The organism is Cellulomonas sp. PhB143 (assembly GCF_003752595.1).
In the GTDB taxonomy this organism is placed as follows: Bacteria; Actinomycetota; Actinomycetes; order Actinomycetales; family Cellulomonadaceae; genus Paraoerskovia.
The window spans coordinates 76,924-96,511 of record NZ_RKIJ01000014.1 but is presented as its reverse complement, the minus strand read 5'-3'; the positions used below and the strand labels follow the sequence as shown (position 1 = coordinate 96,511).

Here is a 19,588-nt window from a genome sequence, read left to right as displayed (position 1 = left end):
GGGGACGATTCGTACCGTCGCCGTATGACGACACTGACCGAGAACGAGCGGAACGAGATCGAGGACGCGAACCGGTCCGGCCGGCCCGTCATCATGCTGGTGCACGGACTGTGGCTCCTGTCGAGCAGCTGGGACCGTTGGCGCGCCCGGTACGAGGCTGCGGGCTATGCGACCGTGGCACCGGCATGGCCTGACGACCCGGCAACCGTCGAGGAAGCGCGAGAGCACCCCGAAGCGTTCGCGAAGAAGCGCGTCGGTCAGGTCACCGACCACTACCTCGAGGCCGCCAGGACGCTGAGCGCCAGGCCCGCGGTCGTCGGGCACTCCTTCGGGGGCCTCATCGCCCAGAAGCTGGCCGGCGAAGGCGTTGCCGCCGTGACCGTAGCGATCGACGCGGCTCCGTACCGCGGGATCCTGCCGGTGCCGTTCTCGTCGCTGAGATCGAGCTCCGCGGTCGTGGCGCACCCGACGAACGCCGACAGGGCCGTCACGCTGACGATCGAGCAGTTCATGTACGGGTGGGCGAACGCGTTGGACGAGTCGGAGGCGGCACAGCTCTACGAGGAGTTCCACGTCGCGGCGGCGGGCCGGCCGATCTTCCAGGACGTCGCGGCGAACCTCAACCCGTTCACCGAGATCAAGGTCAGGACCAAGGCCAAGGACCGCGGCCCGATGCTGCTGATCGCCGGCCAGAAGGACCACACGCTGCCCCCGTCGGTCATCAAGGCCGAGTACAAGAAGCAGCGGCGCAACAAGGCGGCGGTGACCGAGTACGTGGAGCTCCCCGACCGGGGGCACTCGTTGACCATCGATCACGGCTGGGCAGAGGTCGCCGACACGGCCCTGCGGTTCGTCCAGGCTCATCTTCCGGTCACGACCCAGGCCTGACGCGTCACGAGCGGAGCGAGGATTCCTCAGGCGTCGGGGCGCTCGCGCTGGGTCGCCAACCGCACGGCGCGCACCGCGTAGTCGCGCGGCGGAGCGCCATAACAGTCCTTGAACCGACGCGTGAAGTGGGAAGGGTCCTTGAACCCCCACCGCCGGGCGACGTCGGCGACGGTCGCGCCAGGCACGACCAGCGCCCGACGCGCCGCATCGAGCCGGAGTCGCATGACCCACTCTGCCGGGGCGTGCTCCAGATCGGCGAGGACGGCGTAGAGGTGCCGCAGGGAGATGTGGTGCGCCGCTGCGATGCTGGCCGGCGTCAGCCCGGGTTCCGCGAGGTGGCGCCGCACGTAGTCCTCGATCCGCAGGCGCAGCGTCGCCGGCTCTGCCTCGCGACGGTCCGCACCACGTCCTGCCACGGACGTCAGCATGCCGCGCACGAGATGGACCTTGGCGGCGGCCAGCGCCGAGCGTGCCGCCACGTCGACGCTCGACACGGTCCCCGCGACGTCTGCCAGATGGCGACGGACCAGCGCGTGCAACGGGCTCGCGGCGGTGTGCGGCAGCGCTCGTCTGACCTCGTCGACGGAGAGCCCGAGATCGGCGTAGTCGATCTCGACGGCGACCGCGCGACAGCGTCCCTGCTGCACGATCCCGTAGGTCGCCGTCATGTCGGTGAGTCGCAGCGCGTCGTTGCTCGTCTCCTGTCGCCCGTGGTTGGTGGTCAGGCACGTACCCAGCATGCTCGACGCCACCGACAACCGCTCCGGTCCTGCCAGCCGCAGATGCCGGCTCGAGCGGTTCACGCGAACTTCCGTCGCACGGACGTCCAACCGCACCATCCGGACACCCGTGCTCATCTCCCAGGCCTGCACGACCCCGACGACGTCGGACGTCACGGACACGTCCGTCGGCCTGCTCGCCGCGTTGAACGCCGATCCGAAGGCGTCGACCCGCTCGTGTGCGGGGACGGCCCGGGTGTCCAGCAGCACGTTCACGGCAGACGACCCGACGGACCCCGGGGAGGCGCAGCGGCATCGCGTACGGCTGCACGTCTCATGGCATCACCTGCTCGCTCGGGCAGACCTCTTGGGCGCAAGTGTCGGCCATGACGGACGCCGGCGAAAGTGGTGGGATGCGGGAACGACGAAGCGGGACACCGATGACCGGTGTCCCGCTTCGTCAAGAGTGGAGCTGAGGGGACTCGAACCCCTGACCCCCTGCATGCCATGCAGGTGCGCTACCAGCTGCGCCACAGCCCCGAGGACCCGCCGGAGTACGGCTGATCCGCGTCCCCGTCCGAGGTTTCCCTCGTCCGGAGCGTTGCCAGTCTACGCAGAATCCTCGCTGGGCTCCAAATTCCAGTCCGGCCCCGTGTTCCACTCGTCGAGCGGGAAGCCGGCGCCCACGTTGTGTGCCACGAGCCGCCACGCGGGCGTCGCCCCGGGGCGCGAGCGGTGCAGGTGGGACCAGTGCACGTTGTGCATGCCGGAGATGCCCCGCCACGACGACGTGTCCAGCCCGAGCAGCCCCGTCACGGCCAGCGTGATGGCCGCCCCGTGGGAGACGACGACGAGCGTGTCCCGCTCCCCCATCGGCTCGGCGTGCTCGGCGATCGCCTCGACCATGCGCGCGGCGACGTCGACCTTGAGCTCGGCCCCGGTCGACGTCGGCTCGGCGCCGCGCTTCCACGCGGCGTGCTCCTGCGGCCAGCCCTCCGCCATCTCGGCGTCGTTCAGCCCTTCCCACACGCCGAAGCCGCGCTCGCGCAGCCGTGCGTCGCGTGTGATCTCCATGCCGCCGAGCGCCACCGCATACCCCTGGGCGGTCGCGTAGGCGCGCGACAGGTCGGAGGCGACGATCTTGTCGGCCCGGTGGGACGTCGCGAGCGCCCGCCCGCCCTGCTCCGCCTGCCAGACGCCGATGTCGTCGAGCGGGATGTCCACCTGCCCCTGCAGGCGCAGCGCGGCGTTGTAGGCCGTCCGGCCGTGCCGCAGGAGGACGAGGGTCCCGGCGCTCACGCGTCCGGGTCCTGGGACAGGTAGATCGCGCCGTCCGAGCCGTCGGGGGCCGACGGCCGCCCGAGCGTCGTCGCCGCCTCGCCGCGCGCGTCCTGCGGCAGCTCGATGCTCGGGCAGTCCTTCCAGAGCCGCTCGAGCGCGTAGTACGTGCGGTCCTCGGAGTGCTGCACGTGCACGACGACGTCGCCGAAGTCGATGAGCACCCAGCGGGCCTCGCTCTTGCCCTCGCGGCGCAGCGGCTTGACGCCCTCCTTGTGCAGGACCTCCTCGACCGCGTCGACGATCGCGGACACCTGGCGCTCGTTGGTGCCGGAGGCGATGAGGAAGACGTCGGTGAGCACGAGCTGCTCGCTGACGTCCAGCGCGATGATCTCCTCGGCCTTGAGGCCGGAGGCCGCGCGCGCGGCGATGATGGCGAGCTCTGTGGCGCGCTCGGTGGCAGTCACGTGGGGGTCTTCCGTTCGTCCGGGGCGCCGGTGCGGCGCCCGCTGGTGGGGGTCAGAGCGAGGGGCCGCGCGCGTGCGCGGTGGTGAGTGTCGGGGCGGAGGCGCCCGCGGCGCCCGCGGCACCCGCGTCCGCGGAGGTGTCGGCGAGCTGCCACACGAGCAGGCCCAGCACGAAGGCGACCGCGACGAGGATCAGGTAGTGCAGCCAGGTGTAGGAGTGCCGCTTGGCGGGCGGGTGCGCCTCGCGGGCGTCGTCGTCCACGTCGTCGCGCCGGTCCGGCGACCCGGCGCCGACGCGCGGGAACGCCTCGTTCTCGAGGTGCGCCTGGAGCCCGAACGGGCCCTCGTCGCTCGCGCGCGAGGCCCCGGCGGCGCTCGCCCACGGCAGCACCGGCGCGGCGGCGGGCTGCGGGTCAGCGGCCTGCGGGTCGGCGGGGCGGGCGCTGGCAGGCTGCGCCGCCGCGGCGCTCGCCGATCCCCACGGCAGCGGCGCCGCGGCGGCGGCCGGCGCGGGCGTGTGCGGCGAGCGCTGGGGGTCGGCCGACGACGGAGCCCGGCGGATCGAGGTCCGCGCCGGCGAGGAGGGGGTCGGCACGGCAGGGCCCGACGATGCGGAGGGCGAGGCAGGAGTCGCGGGCGAGGTCGCGGCGCTCCGCTCCGCGGGGGTGAACGGTGCGGTCGCCGACGGGTCGGCCGTCGCGGCGCCCCACCCGCGGTTCTCGACGCGGCCCGAGGACGGCGCCTGCTGCGGTGCCAGGCGCGAGGTACGGGTCGGCGCCTGGGCCGGGGACTGCGCCGTCGTGCCCTGGGGGGCGGGAGCCGCCCGGTACATGGGGCTCGCGGCGACCTCGGGCGACCTGGCCGGACGCGAGGACGCGCTCCCCCACGCCGTCGGTGCAGGGCTCTGCGCGCTCGGACGGCCCTGCGCCGCCGTCGCCTGCGAGCCGGGGTGCGCGACGCTGCGCGACGTGCCGGTGAACCGGCCGCTGTCCTCGACCGGCGACAGGCGGCCGGTCTCGTCGAGCCGCCGGACCCCCGCGCTGGCCGCCGGCGGGCGGACCGTGCGCACGCTGGGCGTCGAGGTCGTCGTCTGCGACCGGTCCGGCGCACCGGAGGGCGCCTGCGGCTCGCGCATGGAGCGCCGCGAGACCGGCGCGGGAGGCGGCACCGCCGGGCGGGCCGGCGCCGGCGGCTGCGGTACCGCCGCGGCCTGCTCGCGCTCGCGCAGCTCGCGCCGGGTCAGCGGTCGCACGGGATCACCCGTCGGTTCACTCATCAGGACTACCTCGATACAGACGGTACTTGGCGATGTACTGGACCACGCCGTCCGGGACCAGATACCAGACAGGGTGCCCCATCCGGGCCCTCTCGCGACAGTCCGTCGACGAGATGGACAGCGCGGGGACCTCGAGGCGCGTGACCACGCCAGGGGGCAGGTGCGCGAGGTCGAGCTCGTGCCCGGGCCGCGTCACGGCGACGAAGTGGGCCATCCCCCACAGGTCGTCGGCGTCCTTCCAGCGCAGGATCTGCTCGATCGCGTCGGCGCCGGAGATGAAGTACAGCTCGGTGCCGGGGCGCTGCGCGCGCAGGTCGCGCAGCGTGTCGATCGTGTACGTCAGGCCGGGACGGTCGACGTCGACGCGGCTGACGGTGAACCGCGGGTTCGACGCGGTCGCGACGACCGTCATCAGGTAGCGGTGCTCGGCGTCGCTGACCTGCTGGTCCTGCTTGAACGACGGGTGCCCCGTGGGCACGAAGACGACCTCGTCCAGGTCGAACCGGGCCGCAGCCTCGCTCGCGGCGACGAGGTGACCGTGGTGGATCGGGTCGAACGTGCCGCCCATGACGCCCAGGCGGGGCGTGCGCGGAGCGGTCACTGGTCCTGCGGCGTCCGTCGGGGTGGCCCGCGTCAGTGACGCGTGCCGATGCTCCGGAAGGCGTAGGCCACGAGCAGCAGCGTGCACAGGCCCGCGAACGCGAGGATCCCGAACACGATCGGGGGCATGGGGAGCTCGTTGACGACAGGCTCGGCGGCCTTCTCGGCGACGGTCAGGGCTGCTGCAAGCACGGTGTCCTCCATGGGTCGTTCCTCCGGTGCCCCGCCCGCCGGCGGACCGGGGGGCGGAAGAGATGGTCAATTCTTGCACGATCGCCCGGGCGCACCCTCCGCGGGCGCCCGCGCCGGCGTCCTCACGAGCGCGTCAGACACGCACGTGGCCGTCGCCGTGCACGATCCACTTGGTCGTGGTCAGCTCCCCGAGGCCCATCGGGCCGCGGGCGTGCAGCTTCTGCGTGGAGATGCCGATCTCGGCGCCGAGGCCGAACTGCCCGCCGTCCGTGAACCGCGTGCTGGCGTTGACCATGATCGCGGCGGAGTCGAGCTCGGCCACGAACCGCTCGCTGCTCGCGAGGTCGCGCGTGACGATCGCCTCGGTGTGCCCCGACGTCCAGGCCCGGACGTGCTCGATCGCGCCGTCGAGGTCGTCGACGACCCGGACCGCGATCTCGGGTGCCAGGTACTCGCGCGCCCAGTCCTCGTCCGTGGCGGGGACCACCACGACCCCCTCGGGGGCGAGCCGTGCCGTGGCCTCGTCACCGTGCAGGACGACGCCGGCCGCGTCGAGCGCGTCGAGGATCGCAGGCAGCACCTCCTCGGCCGCCTCGGCGTGCACGAGCAGCGTCTCCGCGGCGTTGCACACGCCGACCCGGTGCGTCTTGGAGTTCAGCACGATCTCGAGCGCCGTCATCGGGTCGGCGCTCGCGTCGACGAAGACGTGGCAGTTGCCGACGCCGGTCTCGATGACGGGCACGGTCGACTCCCGCACGACGGTCCGGATGAGCTCCGCCCCGCCGCGCGGGACGAGCACGTCCACGAGGCCTCGCGCGCGCATCAGCGCGACGCCGCCCGGGCGCCCGTGCGCGTCGATCGACTGCACCAGGTCCCCCGGCAGCCCCTGCTTCTCGAGGGCGGCGGCCAGCACCCCGACGATCACCTCGTTCGAGCTCGCCGCGGCCGAGCCGCCGCGCAGGATCACCGCGTTGCCGGACTTCAGGGCGAGCCCGGCGGCGTCCACGGTCACGTTGGGGCGGGCCTCGTAGATCATGCCGACCACGCCCATGGGCACGCGCACCTGGCGCAGCCGCAGGCCGTTGGGCAGGGTCGAGCCGCGCACGACCTCGCCCACCGGGTCGGGCAGCGCGGCGAGCTCGCGCAGGGCGTCGGCGATCGCCCCGATGCGCTCCGGCGTCAGGGCGAGCCGGTCGAGCAGCCCGTCGCTCATGCCGCCGGCCCGGCCCCGGTCCAGGTCCTGCGCGTTCGCCGCGACGATCGCGTCGGCCTGCGCGACCAGGGCGTCCGCGAGCGCGCCGAGCGCCGCGTCCTTGGTCGCGCGGGTCGCCGTCGCCAGGGTGCGCGAGGCGAACTTGGCCCGCCGGGCGACGTCCTCGACGGCCGCGCGGACGTCGTCGGGCACGTTCTGTGCTGTCATGACGCCGAGCCTACGACCGCCGGGCGACAGCGGGCAGGGGCGTCCGCCCTCCGGTCCGGCGCGGGCCTCACCGGCGGCGGGCGCGCACCAGCACCAGGTCGTCGCGGTGCACGACCTCGCGGTCGTAGCCCTCCCCCAGCTCGTCGCGCAGGGCGTGCGTCGAGCGGCCCATCAGCCCCGGGATCTCGCCCGAGTCGAAGGCGACGAGCCCGCGCGCGACGACGACGCCGTCGGGCCCGACGAGGTCGACCGGGTCGCCCGCGTCGAAGTCGCCGGCGACGCCCGTGACCCCGGCGGGGAGCAGGGAGGCGCGCCCGGCGCGCACCGCCGCCACCGCGCCGTCGTCGAGCACGAGCGTGCCCCGCGTGCGGGCGGCGTGCGCGAGCCACAGGCGGCGCCGCGACGTGCGCCGCCCGGTCGCGGCGAACCAGGTGCCGACGTCCTCCCCCGCCAGCGCGGCGGCGGCGTTCTCGGCGAGCGTGAGCACCACCGGGACGCCGGACGTCGTCGCCAGCGCCGCGGCCTCGAGCTTGGTGACCATGCCCCCGGTCCCCACAGAGCTGCCCCGGGCGGTGACCTCGATGCCCTCGAGGTCCGCGGGGCCCGAGACGACGGGCACCCGGACGGAGCCCGGCAGGTCCGGCGGGCCCGTGTACAGGCCGTCGACGTCGGTGAGCAGCACCAGCACGTCGGCGCGCACCAGGTGGGAGACGAGGGCGGCGAGGCGGTCGTTGTCGCCGAACCGGATCTCGTCGGTCGCCACCGCGTCGTTCTCGTTGACGATCGGCACCACGCCGAGGGCGAGCAGGCGCTCGAGCGCGCGCTGGGCGTTGCGGTAGTGGCCGCGGCGCACCGTGTCCTCCGCGGTCAGGAGCACCTGGCCGACGCGCAGGCCGTGCGCGGCGAACGCCGCCGTGTACCGGGCCACGAGCATCCCCTGGCCCACGGATGCCGCCGCCTGGGCGGTGGCGAGGTCGCGCGGGCGTGCGGCGAGGCCGAGGGGGTCGATGCCCGCGGCGATCGAGCCGCTGGTCACGAGGACCACCTGCTGGCCCGCGGCGCGCCGCGCGGCGAGCACGTCGACGAGCGCCGTGACCGCCTCGGGGGCGAGGCGGCCGTCCGGCCCGGTCAGGGAGGAGGAGCCGATCTTGACGACGACGCGGGCCGCGTCGGCCGCCTGCGCGCGGGAGCCGGGAGTCACGGGGACATCATGGCGCGCGGCGCGCGGGCGGCGCAGCGGCGTCCGGCACGTGGGTCGGGCGGGCCGGCCGGGCTCAGTCCTGCTCGGGGTCCGTCCAGTGCCCGCCCTCGCGCTCGGTCCACAGCTCGGCGCGGGCCTCCGCCTTGGCGTCCATGCGGTCGGTGTACTCGCGCCGCTTGTCCTTGCGGGTCGGGCGCTGCGACTCCTCGAGGCGCAGGTCGGTGCCGCGCGGGCCGGTGAGCAGCTCCGCTCCGCTGTGCAGCGTGGGCTCCCAGTCGAAGATCACCTGGTTGTTCTCGGGGCCGATGCGCACCTCGTCGCCGGAGACCGCGCCCGCCTTGAGCAGGCCGTCCTCGACGCCCGCCCGGGCGAGCCGGTCGGCGAGGTAGCCGACGGCCTCGTCGTTCGAGAAGTCCGTCTGGCGCACCCAGCGCTCGACGCGCTGCCCGCGCACCCAGAAGTACAGCTCGCCGGACTGCTCCATGCGCTTGACGGTGAAGCCGGAGTCGTCCACGGCCTTGGGGCGCAGGACGACGCGCGTCGCCTCGGGGGCGGGCGCCGCGGCGCGCGCCTTCTCGACGATCTCGGCGAGCGCGAACGACAGCGTGCGCAGACCCTCGTGGCTCGCCGCGGAGATCTCGAAGACGCGCAGCCCGCGCGCCTCGAGGTCCGGGCGGACGAGCTCGGCGAGCTCGCGCGCCTCGGGCACGTCGACCTTGTTGAGGACGACGACGCGCGGGCGGTCGTTCAGCGGCGTCCGGCCGCCCTCGATGGCGAGGTCCCCGGAGTACGCGGCGAGCTCCGCCTCGATCGTCTCCAGGTCGCTCAGCGGGTCACGGCCGGGCTCGAGGGTCGCGCAGTCCAGGACGTGCACGATCACGGCGGTGCGCTCGATGTGCCGCAGGAACTCCAGACCGAGCCCCTTGCCCTCGCTCGCGCCCGGGATGAGACCGGGCACGTCCGCCACGGTGAAGCGCGTGTCGCCGCCCTGCACGACGCCGAGGTTCGGCACCAGGGTGGTGAACGGGTAGTCGGCGATCTTGGGGCGCGCGGCGCTGATCGCGGCGACGAGGGAGGACTTGCCCGCGCTCGGGTAGCCCACCAGCGCGACGTCGGCCAGCGACTTCAGCTCGAGGACGATCTCGGCGCCGTCCCCCGGCTCGCCGAGCAGCGCGAAGCCCGGCGCCTTGCGGCGCTGCGACGAGAGCGCGGCGTTGCCGAGGCCCCCGCGGCCGCCGGCGGCCACCACGAGCTCGGCGCCCGCGCCCACGAGGTCGCCCAGGAGGGTGCCGTCGGGGCCCTTGACGACGGTGCCGTCCGGGACCTTGAGCACGAGGTCCTCGCCGGCGGCGCCGTTGCGGTTGTCGCCCATCCCCTGGCCGCCCGACGTCGCGTGCCGGTGCGGCGTGTGGTGGTACTCGAGCAGCGTCGTCGTCTGCGGGTCCACCCGCAGCGTCACCGTGCCGCCGTCGCCGCCGTTGCCGCCGTCGGGGCCCGCGAGGGGCTTGAACTTCTCGCGCCGGATCGACGCGCAGCCGTTGCCGCCGTCACCCCCGGAGACGTGCAGGACGACGCGATCGACGAACGTTGCCATGGGGCGATCCTTCCGGGAGTGACGGGCGGTGCGGGCGGACGGCAGGAGGGGCGCACCGACGTCGGTGCGCCCCTCCCGGGAGCTCGACCCGCGACCGGCGCGGGCCGGCGTGCAGGCTCTGCTCAGATGCTGCTGTGTGCTGCTCAGGCCTCGACGGTGACGATGTCGATGACCTTGCGGCCGCGGCGGGTCCCGAAGAGGACCGAGCCCGGCGCGAGGGCGAACAGCGTGTCGTCCTTGCCGCGGCCCACGTTGTGGCCGGGGTGGAAGTGGGTGCCGCGCTGGCGGACGATGATCTCGCCGGCGCCGACGACCTGGCCGCCGAAGCGCTTGACGCCGAGGTACTGCGCGTTCGAGTCGCGACCGTTGCGCGAGGAGCTCGCGCCCTTCTTGTGTGCCATGTCAGTCCTGCTTTCGTACGAAGAGTGTCGAGGGAGTCCCGCGCCGGCCGAGAGCCGGCGGGAGGATCACTTGATGCCGGTGACCTTCAGGCGCGTCAGCTGCTGACGGTGGCCCTGACGACGGCGGTAGCCGGTCTTGTTCTTGTACCGGAGGATCGTGATCTTCGGGCCCTTCTCGTCCCGGACGACCTCGGCGGTGACGACGACCTTCGCGAGCTTCTCGGCGTCGGTGGTCACCTTCTCCCCGTCGACGAGGAGGAGAGCAGGAAGCTCGACGGACGCACCCTCGGTCGCCTTCAGACGGTCGACGACGACGATATCGCCGACGGACACCTTCTCCTGGCGGCCTCCGGCCTTCACCACTGCGTACACCACGTTGCTGCTCATCTCTCTCGCCATGTCGTGTGCTCGCCCGCCCGACCGTCTTGGTGACTCGGTACACCGCGGTGCAGGAGTGCGATCTGGTCCGGGGGCACACCGGAAAGGCGCGCGCGAAGCGCACCGACGTCCAAGATTACGGAATGCCGACGCCCGGGTCAATCCCGGTGCCGCCCGCGCGGGCAGTGGCGTCGCGCACACCGAACACGTGACCCAGCCCTGATCGACGGACCAGGAACTCGCACCGCCAGGTCAAGCCCCGGTCGAGGCTACCTGTATGGTTCCTGACCGTCATGCCCCGCCGGTCGACAGCGGCATCCGCGAACGCCCGAAGGATCCTTCTCATGAAGACCCCCCGACGCACGCCCGAGACCGCCGCCGAGCCGCCGCCCCCCGCCCGCGACGGCCACTCCGCTGCACGCCGCGTCGCGGACGACGCCGAGCGGGTGATCCAGGAGGTGACGGACCCCTCGACCGCCGAGGGCGTCCATCCCGCCCTGCTTCCTGGCCTCGGCGTGGAGCAGACGCACAGCACCTTCCGCACCAGCTGGCCGGTGTTCGCGATCGCCGCCGTCTTCGTGGTCGGCCTTCTCGGGTGGGGCGTGGTGGCACCGGAGAGCCTCTCGAGCGCCTCCACCGCAGGACTCGCGTGGGTCAGCCGCTCGTTCGGCTGGATGTTCGGGCTGCTCACCGTCACCGTGTTCGTGTTCATGATGTGGCTCGGATTCGGCCGGTACCGGGCCGTCCGCCTCGGCCAGGACCACGAGAAGCCCGAGTTCTCCACGGGCTCGTGGGTCGCGATGCTCTTCTCCGCAGGCATGGGGATCGGCCTGCTCTTCTACGGACCGTACGAGCCGATCACCTACTTCCTGGACCTGCCACCGGCATTCGCCGACGTCCCGGCGGAGTCCGATCACGCGATGCACGTCGCGATCGCGCAGACCCTGTTCCACTGGGGCCCGGTCGCGTGGGCCTACTACGCGCTCGTCGGTGGCGCAGTCGCCTACGCCGCCTACCGCAAGGGGCGCTCGCCGCTCATCTCCTCGCTGCTCGAGCCCATCTTCGGTGAGCGCACCAAGGGCGGGCTCGGCGGCGTGGTCGACGCCTTCGCGATCATCGTGACGCTGTTCGGCACGGCGGTCTCCCTCGGCATCGGCGCCCTGCAGATCGGGCGTGGCATCGAGATCGTCAGCGGCGCCGGGCCGATGACCAACGGCGCGCTCGTGGCGATCATCGCGATCCTCGCGATCGGCTTCATCTTCTCGGCGGTCTCGGGCGTCAAGCGCGGCATCCGCGCCCTGTCCAACATCAACATGGTCGTCGCAGGGCTGCTCGGGCTCTTCGTGTTCGTCGCCGGGCCGACCGTCCTCATCCTCAACCTGATACCCGGCGCGTTCATGACGTTCCTCGCCGAGGGGTTCACCCTCATGGCGCAGTCCGGCGCGACGAGCCCGGACGCCCAGTCGTTCATGGACTCGTGGACCACGTACTACTGGGCGTGGTGGGTCTCGTGGACGCCCTTCGTCGGGCTCTTCATCGCCCGGATCAGCCGCGGGCGCACGCTCCGCGAGTTCGTGGTGACCGTCATCGTCGTCCCGTCGACCGTGTGCCTGGTCTGGTTCACCGTCCTCGGCGGCACGGCGATGTGGCTGGAGCAGACCACGGGCGCCCTCAGCTCGGCCGAGTCCCCGCAGGACATGCTGTTCACGCTCCTGCACCAGCTCCCCGCGGGGACGCTCACGTCCGTCGTCGCGATGGTCTCGATCGTCATCTTCTTCGTCACGAGCGCCGACTCCGCGTCGATCGTGATGTCCTCGCAGTCCCAGCACGGCAACCCCACACCCAGCCGCTGGACGACCATCGTGTGGGGCGTCGCGCTGGCGGCCATCGCGGGGGTGCTGCTCGTCGCGGGAGGCGCGGTCGCCCTCAGCGGACTGCAGAGCCTGGTGATCATCACCGCGCTCCCCTTCGCCTTCGTGGTGATGCTCATCATGGTCGCGTGGGCGAAGGACCTCGCCCGGGACCCGCAGACGCTGCGGCGGCGCTATGCGCGCGAGGCCCTCAGCCGCGGGGTACGCAGCGGCATCGAGGAGCACGGGGACGACTTCGTCGTGGGCGTCGTGTCCGCGGCCCACGAGGACGGCGCAGGCGCGTGGCTCGACTCCGAGGACCCCGCCCTCAGCGACTGGTACAGCCCGCACGAGGAGGAACCTGCCGCGGGCGAGCCGGACGGCCACGGGGACGCCGTGCACGAACCGGTGCCCACGCGCTCCTGAACCGCACGCCGGCGCGGCGCTCGCGTGTCGTGCACGACCTGCCCGTCGTACTGTCGGTGGACACGGTCGCGAGGAGGCACGTGATGCCCGACGGTCCTGGCACGTCCGACGACGCCGGCACGCCCGTCCCCGGTCCGGACCGCGTCGGGGACGCCGTCCGCGCGGTGGACCGCGCCGCCTTCCTGCCGGCGTCGGCCCGTTCCCGCGCGGGCGAGGACCACCCGATCGACATCGGCTTCGGGGCCACGTGCTCGCAGCCGTCGACGGTCGCCGAGATGCTCCGGCTCCTGGAGGTCCCGCCCGGCGCGTGGGCGCTGGACGTCGGCTCGGGGTCCGGGTGGACGACGGCGCTGCTCGCCCACCTCGTCGGGCCCACGGGCGAGGTGCTCGGCGTCGAGCTCGTCCCCGAGCTCGTGGACCGCTCCGCGCAGGCGCTCGCCGCCTGCGAGACGCCGTGGGCGAGCGTGCAGCAGGCGGCGCCCGGCGTGCTCGGCAGCCCCCGCCCGGGCGGCTGGGACCGGATCCTCGTCTCGGCCGCGGCGGAGACGCTCCCCGCGGACCTCGTCGACCAGCTGGCCGACGGCGGGCGCATGGTCGCCCCCGTGCGGCACGTCCTGGTGCTCGTGGAGCGCGACGGCGAACAGCTCCGGACCTCGGAGCACGGGACCTACACGTTCGTCCCGCTGCGCCGGCCCTGACGCCAGGGCGCGTCGCCCAGGTGGTCGCGGCAGCGCGCCTCGTAGGTCTCGGACCCGCCGACGTGCTCCGCCACCGGCGCGAGCGCGTCCGCTCCCCCGCCCGCGGACGGGGGTGCGTCCGCGCGGACGTGGAACGGGGCGTCGCGACCGCAGACCGCGCAGACCGCCGTGAGCCGGTCGACCCGCTCCGCGAGGGCCGCGAGGGAGACCATCGGCTCGAAGGGCCGCGCGTCGTACGTGACGTCGAGACCGGCGACGATCACCACCAGGCCACGGTCCGCGAGGCCCTCGACCGCGTCGACGAGCCCGGGACCGAAGAACTGGGCCTCGTCCACCGCGACGGCCCCGACGTCGTCGGGCACCCCCGCCGCGAGGGCGGACGCCGAGGCGACCGTCCTCGCGTCGAGGCGAGCGCCGGCGTGCGAGGTGACCGCACCCACGCCCCGACGGGTGTCGAGGGCGTGGGTGACGACGTCGACCGCGCGCCCGGCGACCTGCAGGCGACGCACGCGGCGCAGGAGCTCCTCGCTCTTGCCCGCGAACATCGGCCCGACGATCGCCTCGACGCGTCCACCCGTCACCGGGTCAGTACAGCACGCACCCCCGTCAGGAGGCCGGGCTCACCTCGGACGGCGACCCGTCAGCCGGTCCAGCAGGCTCCGAGACCTGCGCGGCCTCGGCTCCTTTGTCCGGCTCGGGCTCCGGCGAGGCCTGGGGCTCCGCGGGTGCCTCCGGCTCGGCCGCGGTCTCCGGCTCCGGCGAGGCCGCCGGGGGGGTCGAGCGCTCCGGGAGCACGATGCCGAGGTCGCCGACGGCGCTCTGGACGGCCTCGTCGACCGCCGCCGCGGCGGCCGCGGCACGCGCCGGCCCGTCCGCGGCGTCCGGGTGCTCGCCGTCGTGCTCGTGGGCGTGCGCCGCGGCCGCGGCGATCGTGGCGAGCGTGGCCTTCACGGCCTCGCGGGCCTCCGACGTCGGCTCCGGCAGCACCGGGACGGCGGGCGACTCGCTCGAGCCCTCGCCCCTGCCGCTGCGTCGACGACGCCCGCGCGAGGACCGCGACGCGTCGCCGTCCTGCTCGTCGTCGTCCTCGCCGCGGTCCGGGGAGGCGGTCTGGGCGTTGCGCGACGGACGCCCCGCGTCCGGCCCGTGCTCGCCGCCGCGACCGGTGGAGCGGCCGGAGCCGTTCTTCTCGATCGGGTCGCTGTGCACGACGAAGCCGCGCCCGTTGCAGTGCTCGCACGTCTCGCTGAAGGCCTCGACGAGCCCCTGGCCGACCCGCTTGCGGGTCATCTGCACGAGCCCGAGCGAGGTGACCTCGGCGACCTGGTGCTTGGTGCGGTCGCGGCCCAGGCACTCGACCAGGCGGCGCAGCACGAGGTCGCGGTTGGACTCGAGCACCATGTCGATGAAGTCGACGACGATGATGCCGCCGATGTCGCGCAGCCGGAGCTGGCGGACGATCTCCTCCGCGGCCTCGATGTTGTTCTTCGTCACCGTCTCCTCGAGCGTGCCGCCCGAGCCCGTGAACTTGCCGGTGTTGACGTCGACGACCGTCATGGCCTCGGTCCGGTCGATGACGAGCGAGCCGCCGGAGGGGAGCCAGACCTTGCGGTCGAGGCCCTTGGCGAGCTGCTCGTCGACGCGGTGCACCGCGAACACGTCCTGCTCCGAGGTCCACCGCTGCACGCGGTCGACCAGGTCGGGCGCGAGGTCGCCGACGTAGCCGGAGATCTCCTCCCACGCGGCGGAGCCCGCCACGACGAGCGAGCTGAAGTCGTCGTTGAAGATGTCGCGCACGACGCGGATCGCCATGTCGGGCTCGCCCTGCAGCAGGGCCGGCGCCGACGCGCTCTTCGACTTCTTCTCGATGGACTCCCACTGCTTCTGCAGGCGCTCGACGTCGGCGCGCAGGTCGTCCTCGCTCGCGCCCTCGGCGGCCGTGCGGACGATGACGCCCGAGCCGTCGGGGACGACCTCCTTGAGGATCTTCTTCAGGCGCGCGCGCTCGGTGTCGGGGAGCTTGCGGGAGATGCCCGTCATGCCGCCGCCGGGCACGTAGACCAGGTAGCGCCCCGCGAGCGTGACCTGCGAGGTCAGGCGGGCGCCCTTGTGGCCGATCGGGTCCTTGGTCACCTGGACCAGCACGCTGTCGCCGGACTTGAGCGCCGACTCGATGCGCCGCGGCTTGCCGTCCAGGCCCGCGGCGTCCCAGTTCACCTCGCCGGCGTACAGGACGGCGTTGCGCCCCTTGCCGACGTCGACGAACGCGGCCTCCATGCTGGGCAGCACGTTCTGCACGCGGCCGAGGTAGACGTTGCCCACCATCGACGCGGCGGACTGCTGCGAGACGTAGTGCTCGACGAGGATCCCGTCCTCGAGCACGGCGATCTGCGTGCGCCCGTCCTTCTCGCGCACGACCATCGAGCGCTCGACGGACTCGCGGCGCGCGAGGAACTCCGCCTCGGTGATGATCTGGCGGCGCCGGCCGGCGTCGCGGCCGTCGCGGCGACGCTGGCGCTTCGCCTCGAGCCGCGTGGAGCCCTTGAGCGCCGTGACCTCGTCGGTGATGCTCCGGGTGCGGGCGCCGCGCTCGGCCCGCTCGCCACGGCCGCCGCTCTCGCCCGTGCTCTCGCCGCGTCCGCCACGGCGACGACGGCGCCGGCGACGGCTCGAGGACGAGCCCTCCTCGGAGTCGTCCGAGTCCGCCTCGGCGTCCGCGGAGCCCGCGTCGGCCCGGGCGGCGTCGGCGGAGCCCGCCTCGCCGCCCACGGGCGCGCCCGGCTCGCTCTCGTCCGAGGCCGGGACGGGCTCGGCCGCGCCCTCGGGCTCGTCCGCCTCGTCCTCGTCGCTCGCGGGCGAGTCGCCGGAGCGGCCCTCGCCGCCACGGCGGCGTCCGCGTCCGCCACGGCGACGACGGCGCCGCGGCGTGCCGCCGCGCTCCTCGTCGTCGGCGTCCTCGTCGTCGGCGTCCTCGTCGGTCTCCGGCTCGAGCTCGTCGTCCGGGACCTCGACGCCCTCGGCGACGAGCTCGGACTCGATGTGGCCGACCTCCTCGACCGCGGCTGCGTCGTCCTCGCTCAGCGACGCCTGCGCGGGCTCGGCCTGCGCGGGCTCGATCGTGGCGTCCTCCTCGACCGTCCCGGGCTCGACGGCCCGGGTCTCGATGGTCGGGGTCTCGACGGTCGGGGTCTCGGCGTCGGCGGACTCCTGCGCCGTCGCGCGAGGGCCCCTCGTGCGGCCGCCGCTCTTCTTCTGGCCGCCGCGCGAACGCTTCGCCGGGGCGGGAGCCTCGGCGGCGCGCTGTGCGCCGGCGGTCGGCCCGGCCTGCTCCGCCGGCGCCTCGGCGGACGCGTCGGTGCCGGCGACCCGCGTGGAGGCGGCCGACGCGAACGTCGGCTGGCCGGCGCGCGGCGGTCCCGCTGGCGCCTGGACCCGGCGCGAGCGCCGGCCGGTCGACTCGGGGGCCTGGAAGAGCAGCGCGGTGGTCGCGAGCCGGGGTGCCACCACGGAGGGTGCGTCGGTCTCGCCTGCTCCGGCGTCTCGCGGCGGACGGCCGCCCCGGGCCGGGGGCGTCGTCTCGCGGGAGGGCTGCTTCGCCGGGGCCTTGGCGCGGCGGGCCGGGGCCTTCGCGCTCTTCGGTGCGGCAGCGTCCTCGGCGGCAGGCGCGGCGGCGGGCTCCGCGACAGGCTCGGTCGCGGGCGCCTCGGCGGGCGCGGCCGCCTTCGTCGCACGGCGCGAGCGCGTGGTGCGCTTCGCCACCGCCGGCGCCTGCTCCGTGGGCGCCTGCTCCGTGGGTGCCTGGGTGGCGGGTGCCTGGTCGGCGGGCGTCTGCTCGACGACCGCCTCGGGAGCGGCCGCCTTCTTCGTCGCCCGGCGGGCCGGGGCCTTCTTCGCCGGCGTTCTTGCGGCCGCGGGCTCTGCGGCCGGCGCCTCTGCCGTCTCAGGTGCGATCGCGGTCTCGGGCGCCGTCCGGGGCGCTGCCGCGGTCGCCGCGGGCTCGGGCGTGCCGCCGGTCTCACGCACGACCCGGCGCGAACGGCTGCGCCGAGCGGGCTCCGGGGTCTCGGCCGGGGCGGCCGGCGGCGCGACGACCGGGGTCTCGGCGGTTCCTCGCGCGGGCTCGGGCGCCGTGGCGGGCACGTCCGCCGTGGCCTGAGCCGCTCCGCGCAGAGACTCGGTCGTGCGGGTCACGCGGCGCCGGGGTGCCTTCTTCGGAGCGGTTCCGTCGGCTGATCCGGTGGTGTTGTCGAGGGTCACGCGGGTACTCCTGTCACCCGAGCGGCCACCCCACACCTGGCAGCCCCTGGGGCGGTCGGTCGTCGCTCGAGGGGTGCGTTGCACCGGCCCCGGCGGCGGAAGTCGTCGTGGACGGCCCGGCACCGTCTGCGCGCGGCGGGGGCGGCACGCCGTCTCGGACGAGGTCCGGGCCGGCGGCGCTCCCTCTGCCGCGGAAGCAGGTGGTGCGAGCTCGTTCTGGCGGAAGGAGTGTGGATCCTCCCGGTGGCCCCAGTATCGCACAGCGGGCCTCGCCGGCGGTGGAGGCCGACGCGACCGCTCGGAGGATCCGCAGCGCTCGACTTCGTGAATCACTTCACAATTTGCCTCCGGGGCTGGTGCTCGCGCGCGCCGTCGGTGCAGAGTGCGCCTAAGTTCGTCCCAGGGAACGCAGGCAGCACGTCCGAGACAGGGAGCCCTCCCGTGGAAGCACTCGACCTCGCACGGTGGCAGTTCGGCATCGTCACCGTCTACCACTTCATCTTCGTGCCGCTCACGATCGGTCTCGCGCCCATCGTCGCGATCATGCAGACCGCGTGGGTGCGCACCGGCAACGAGCGGTGGCTGCGGCTGACGAAGTTCTTCGGCAAGCTCCTGCTCATCAACTTCGCGCTCGGCGTCGCCACCGGGATCGTCCAGGAGTTCCAGTTCGGCATGAACTGGTCCGAGTACTCCCGCTTCGTCGGCGACGTCTTCGGCGCGCCGCTCGCCATGGAGGCGCTCGCCGCGTTCTTCATCGAGTCCACGTTCCTCGGGCTGTGGATCTTCGGCTGGGACAAGCTCAACAAGAAGGTGCACCTCGCGTGCATCTGGGCGGTCGCGGTGTCCGTGAACCTCTCGGCGTTCTTCATCCTCGCGGCGAACTCCTGGATGCAGCACCCGGTCGGCACCGAGTACAACGCCGAGAAGGGGCGGGCGGAGCTCGTCGACATCTGGGCGGTGCTGTCCAACAACACCCTGCTCGCCGCGTTCCCGCACACGGTCACGGCCGCGTTCGTCACCGCTGGCACCTTCGTCACCGGGATCAGCGCGTGGTGGATGGTCCGGCTCGTGCGGACCAGGCGGCCCGAGAACATCGAGCTGGCCCGTGACGTCTACCGGCCCGGGATCATCGTCGGCGCGATCGTGCTGCTGATCGCCGGAGCCGGCGTCGGGATCACCGGCGACACCCAGGGCAAGCTCATGTACGACCAGCAGCCCGGCAAGATGTCGTCCGCCGAGTCCCTCTGCGAGGGCGAGGAGGGCGCCGGGTTCTCCCTGCTGACCATCGGCGACCTGACCAACTCCTGCGAGGGCGTGAGCCACGAGCTCAAGATCCCCTATCTCGCGAGCTTCCTCGGCACCAACCACTTCACCGGCCCCGACAGCTATCTGCCCGGTGTCTACGACGTGCAGCGCGAGTACAGCGCGAAGTACGGGGACACCGACGCGGCGGGCAACCCCGTCCAGTACACGCCGAACCTCTTCCTCAGCTACTGGAGCTTCCGGCTGATGATCGGCCTCGCCGTCTTCTCGGCCGCCCTCGCCGTCGTGGCGCTGTGGGTCACCCGCAAGGGGCGCGTGACGTCGAGCCGCTGGGTCTCCACGCTCGCGCTCGTCAGCCTGCCGATGCCGTTCCTCGCCGCCTCGTTCGGCTGGATCTTCACCGAGACCGGACGTCAGCCGTGGGTCGTGGCCCCCAACCCGACCGGGATCGACGAGGTGCGGCTGCTGACCGAGCGAGGCGTGTCCACCGCCGTCGGGCCCGGGTTCGTCCTGACGTCGATGATCGCGTTCACGCTGCTGTACGCCGTGCTCGCCGTCGTCTGGTTCCGGCTCATGCGGCGCTATGCCCGCGAGGGCGTCCCGCTGACCGTGCGCGACGAGTCGCCCGAGGCGCAGACCGACGACGCCGAACGCCCCCTGTCCTTCGCGTACTGACGCGA

At 73.7% G+C, this 19,588-nt stretch carries 17 protein-coding genes and 1 tRNA gene; 4 read left to right on the top strand and 14 right to left on the bottom strand.

All coding sequences use genetic code 11. The annotated features are described in order from the left end of the window. The first annotated feature begins 24 nt into the window (after positions 1-24). A complete protein-coding gene (locus tag EDF32_RS12195; RefSeq protein WP_123308830.1) occupies positions 25-888 on the top strand; it encodes a carboxylesterase in 864 nt (287 codons plus the stop codon). 26 nt (positions 889-914) lie between these two features. Here the strand turns inward: EDF32_RS12195 and EDF32_RS12190 are convergent, their stop codons facing one another. From EDF32_RS12190 to rplU, 12 genes are all read right to left on the bottom strand, one after another. Continuing rightward, positions 915-1,883: an AraC family transcriptional regulator gene (locus EDF32_RS12190; protein WP_123308829.1), complete on the bottom strand. Its 969-nt coding sequence runs from the start codon at positions 1,881-1,883 to the stop codon at positions 915-917. A gap of 191 nt (positions 1,884-2,074) precedes the next feature. Next, positions 2,075-2,147 (bottom strand) — tRNA-Ala (locus EDF32_RS12185). A gap of 69 nt (positions 2,148-2,216) precedes the next feature. Further along, positions 2,217-2,906, bottom strand: a complete 690-nt coding sequence (locus tag EDF32_RS12180) for a histidine phosphatase family protein (RefSeq protein WP_123308828.1) — start codon at positions 2,904-2,906, stop codon at positions 2,217-2,219. Next, positions 2,903-3,352: a ribosome silencing factor gene (rsfS, locus tag EDF32_RS12175; RefSeq protein WP_123308827.1), complete on the bottom strand. Its 450-nt coding sequence runs from the start codon at positions 3,350-3,352 to the stop codon at positions 2,903-2,905. The genes EDF32_RS12180 and rsfS overlap by 4 nt, the downstream gene beginning before the upstream one ends. 52 nt (positions 3,353-3,404) lie before the next feature. After that, positions 3,405-4,604 carry a hypothetical protein gene (locus tag EDF32_RS12170; protein ID WP_123308826.1) on the bottom strand — a complete coding sequence of 400 codons (1,200 nt, stop codon included), beginning with the start codon at positions 4,602-4,604 and terminating at the stop codon, positions 3,405-3,407. Positions 4,605-4,620: 16 nt separating this feature from the next. Beyond that, positions 4,621-5,229, bottom strand: a complete 609-nt coding sequence (gene nadD / locus EDF32_RS12165; RefSeq protein ID WP_123308825.1) for a nicotinate-nucleotide adenylyltransferase — start codon at positions 5,227-5,229, stop codon at positions 4,621-4,623. A 32-nt stretch (positions 5,230-5,261) separates the two neighbouring features. Beyond that, positions 5,262-5,432: a hypothetical protein gene (locus tag EDF32_RS14725; protein ID WP_199734925.1), complete on the bottom strand. Its 171-nt coding sequence runs from the start codon at positions 5,430-5,432 to the stop codon at positions 5,262-5,264. Positions 5,433-5,553: 121 nt separating this feature from the next. Beyond that, entirely contained in the window at positions 5,554-6,840 is a 1,287-nt protein-coding gene (locus EDF32_RS12160) for a glutamate-5-semialdehyde dehydrogenase (RefSeq protein ID WP_123308824.1), read from the bottom strand. Positions 6,841-6,907: 67 nt separating this feature from the next. After that, complete coding sequence (gene proB / locus EDF32_RS12155; RefSeq protein ID WP_123308823.1) at positions 6,908-8,041, bottom strand: glutamate 5-kinase; 1,134 nt, start codon at positions 8,039-8,041, stop codon at positions 6,908-6,910. Positions 8,042-8,114: 73 nt separating this feature from the next. Continuing rightward, the gene (obgE, locus tag EDF32_RS12150; RefSeq protein WP_123308822.1) at positions 8,115-9,635 is read right to left on the bottom strand and encodes a GTPase ObgE; all 1,521 of its coding nucleotides are present in this window, start codon (positions 9,633-9,635) and stop codon (positions 8,115-8,117) included. 143 nt (positions 9,636-9,778) lie between these two features. Then, positions 9,779-10,036 (bottom strand): 50S ribosomal protein L27, encoded by a 258-nt coding sequence (gene rpmA / locus EDF32_RS12145; protein ID WP_123308821.1) that lies wholly within the window; start codon positions 10,034-10,036, stop codon positions 9,779-9,781. A gap of 66 nt (positions 10,037-10,102) precedes the next feature. Beyond that, the gene (gene rplU / locus EDF32_RS12140; protein ID WP_199734932.1) at positions 10,103-10,411 is read right to left on the bottom strand and encodes a 50S ribosomal protein L21; all 309 of its coding nucleotides are present in this window, start codon (positions 10,409-10,411) and stop codon (positions 10,103-10,105) included. A 347-nt stretch (positions 10,412-10,758) separates the two neighbouring features. Here rplU and EDF32_RS12135 point away from each other — a divergent pair, with 347 nt between their 5' ends. After that, positions 10,759-12,690, top strand: a complete 1,932-nt coding sequence (locus EDF32_RS12135; RefSeq protein ID WP_123308819.1) for a BCCT family transporter — start codon at positions 10,759-10,761, stop codon at positions 12,688-12,690. 83 nt (positions 12,691-12,773) lie between these two features. Beyond that, positions 12,774-13,388 carry a protein-L-isoaspartate O-methyltransferase gene (locus EDF32_RS12130; protein ID WP_123308818.1) on the top strand — a complete coding sequence of 205 codons (615 nt, stop codon included), beginning with the start codon at positions 12,774-12,776 and terminating at the stop codon, positions 13,386-13,388. Here EDF32_RS12130 and EDF32_RS12125 read toward each other — a convergent pair. Together EDF32_RS12125 and EDF32_RS12120 are read right to left on the bottom strand one after the other, a co-directional pair. Continuing rightward, the gene (locus tag EDF32_RS12125; protein ID WP_123308931.1) at positions 13,358-13,933 is read right to left on the bottom strand and encodes a thymidine kinase; all 576 of its coding nucleotides are present in this window, start codon (positions 13,931-13,933) and stop codon (positions 13,358-13,360) included. The two genes, EDF32_RS12130 and EDF32_RS12125, sit on opposite strands and share 31 nt — an antisense overlap. Positions 13,934-13,994: 61 nt before the next feature. Continuing rightward, positions 13,995-17,645 carry a ribonuclease E/G gene (locus EDF32_RS12120; protein WP_233565893.1) on the bottom strand — a complete coding sequence of 1,217 codons (3,651 nt, stop codon included), beginning with the start codon at positions 17,643-17,645 and terminating at the stop codon, positions 13,995-13,997. Positions 17,646-18,086: 441 nt separating this feature from the next. On the opposite strand from EDF32_RS12120, the gene EDF32_RS12115 reads away from it, so the two are divergent. After that, positions 18,087-19,583, top strand: coding sequence for a cytochrome ubiquinol oxidase subunit I (locus tag EDF32_RS12115; protein WP_123308816.1), 1,497 nt, complete (start codon positions 18,087-18,089; stop codon positions 19,581-19,583). Positions 19,584-19,588: the final 5 nt, after the last annotated feature.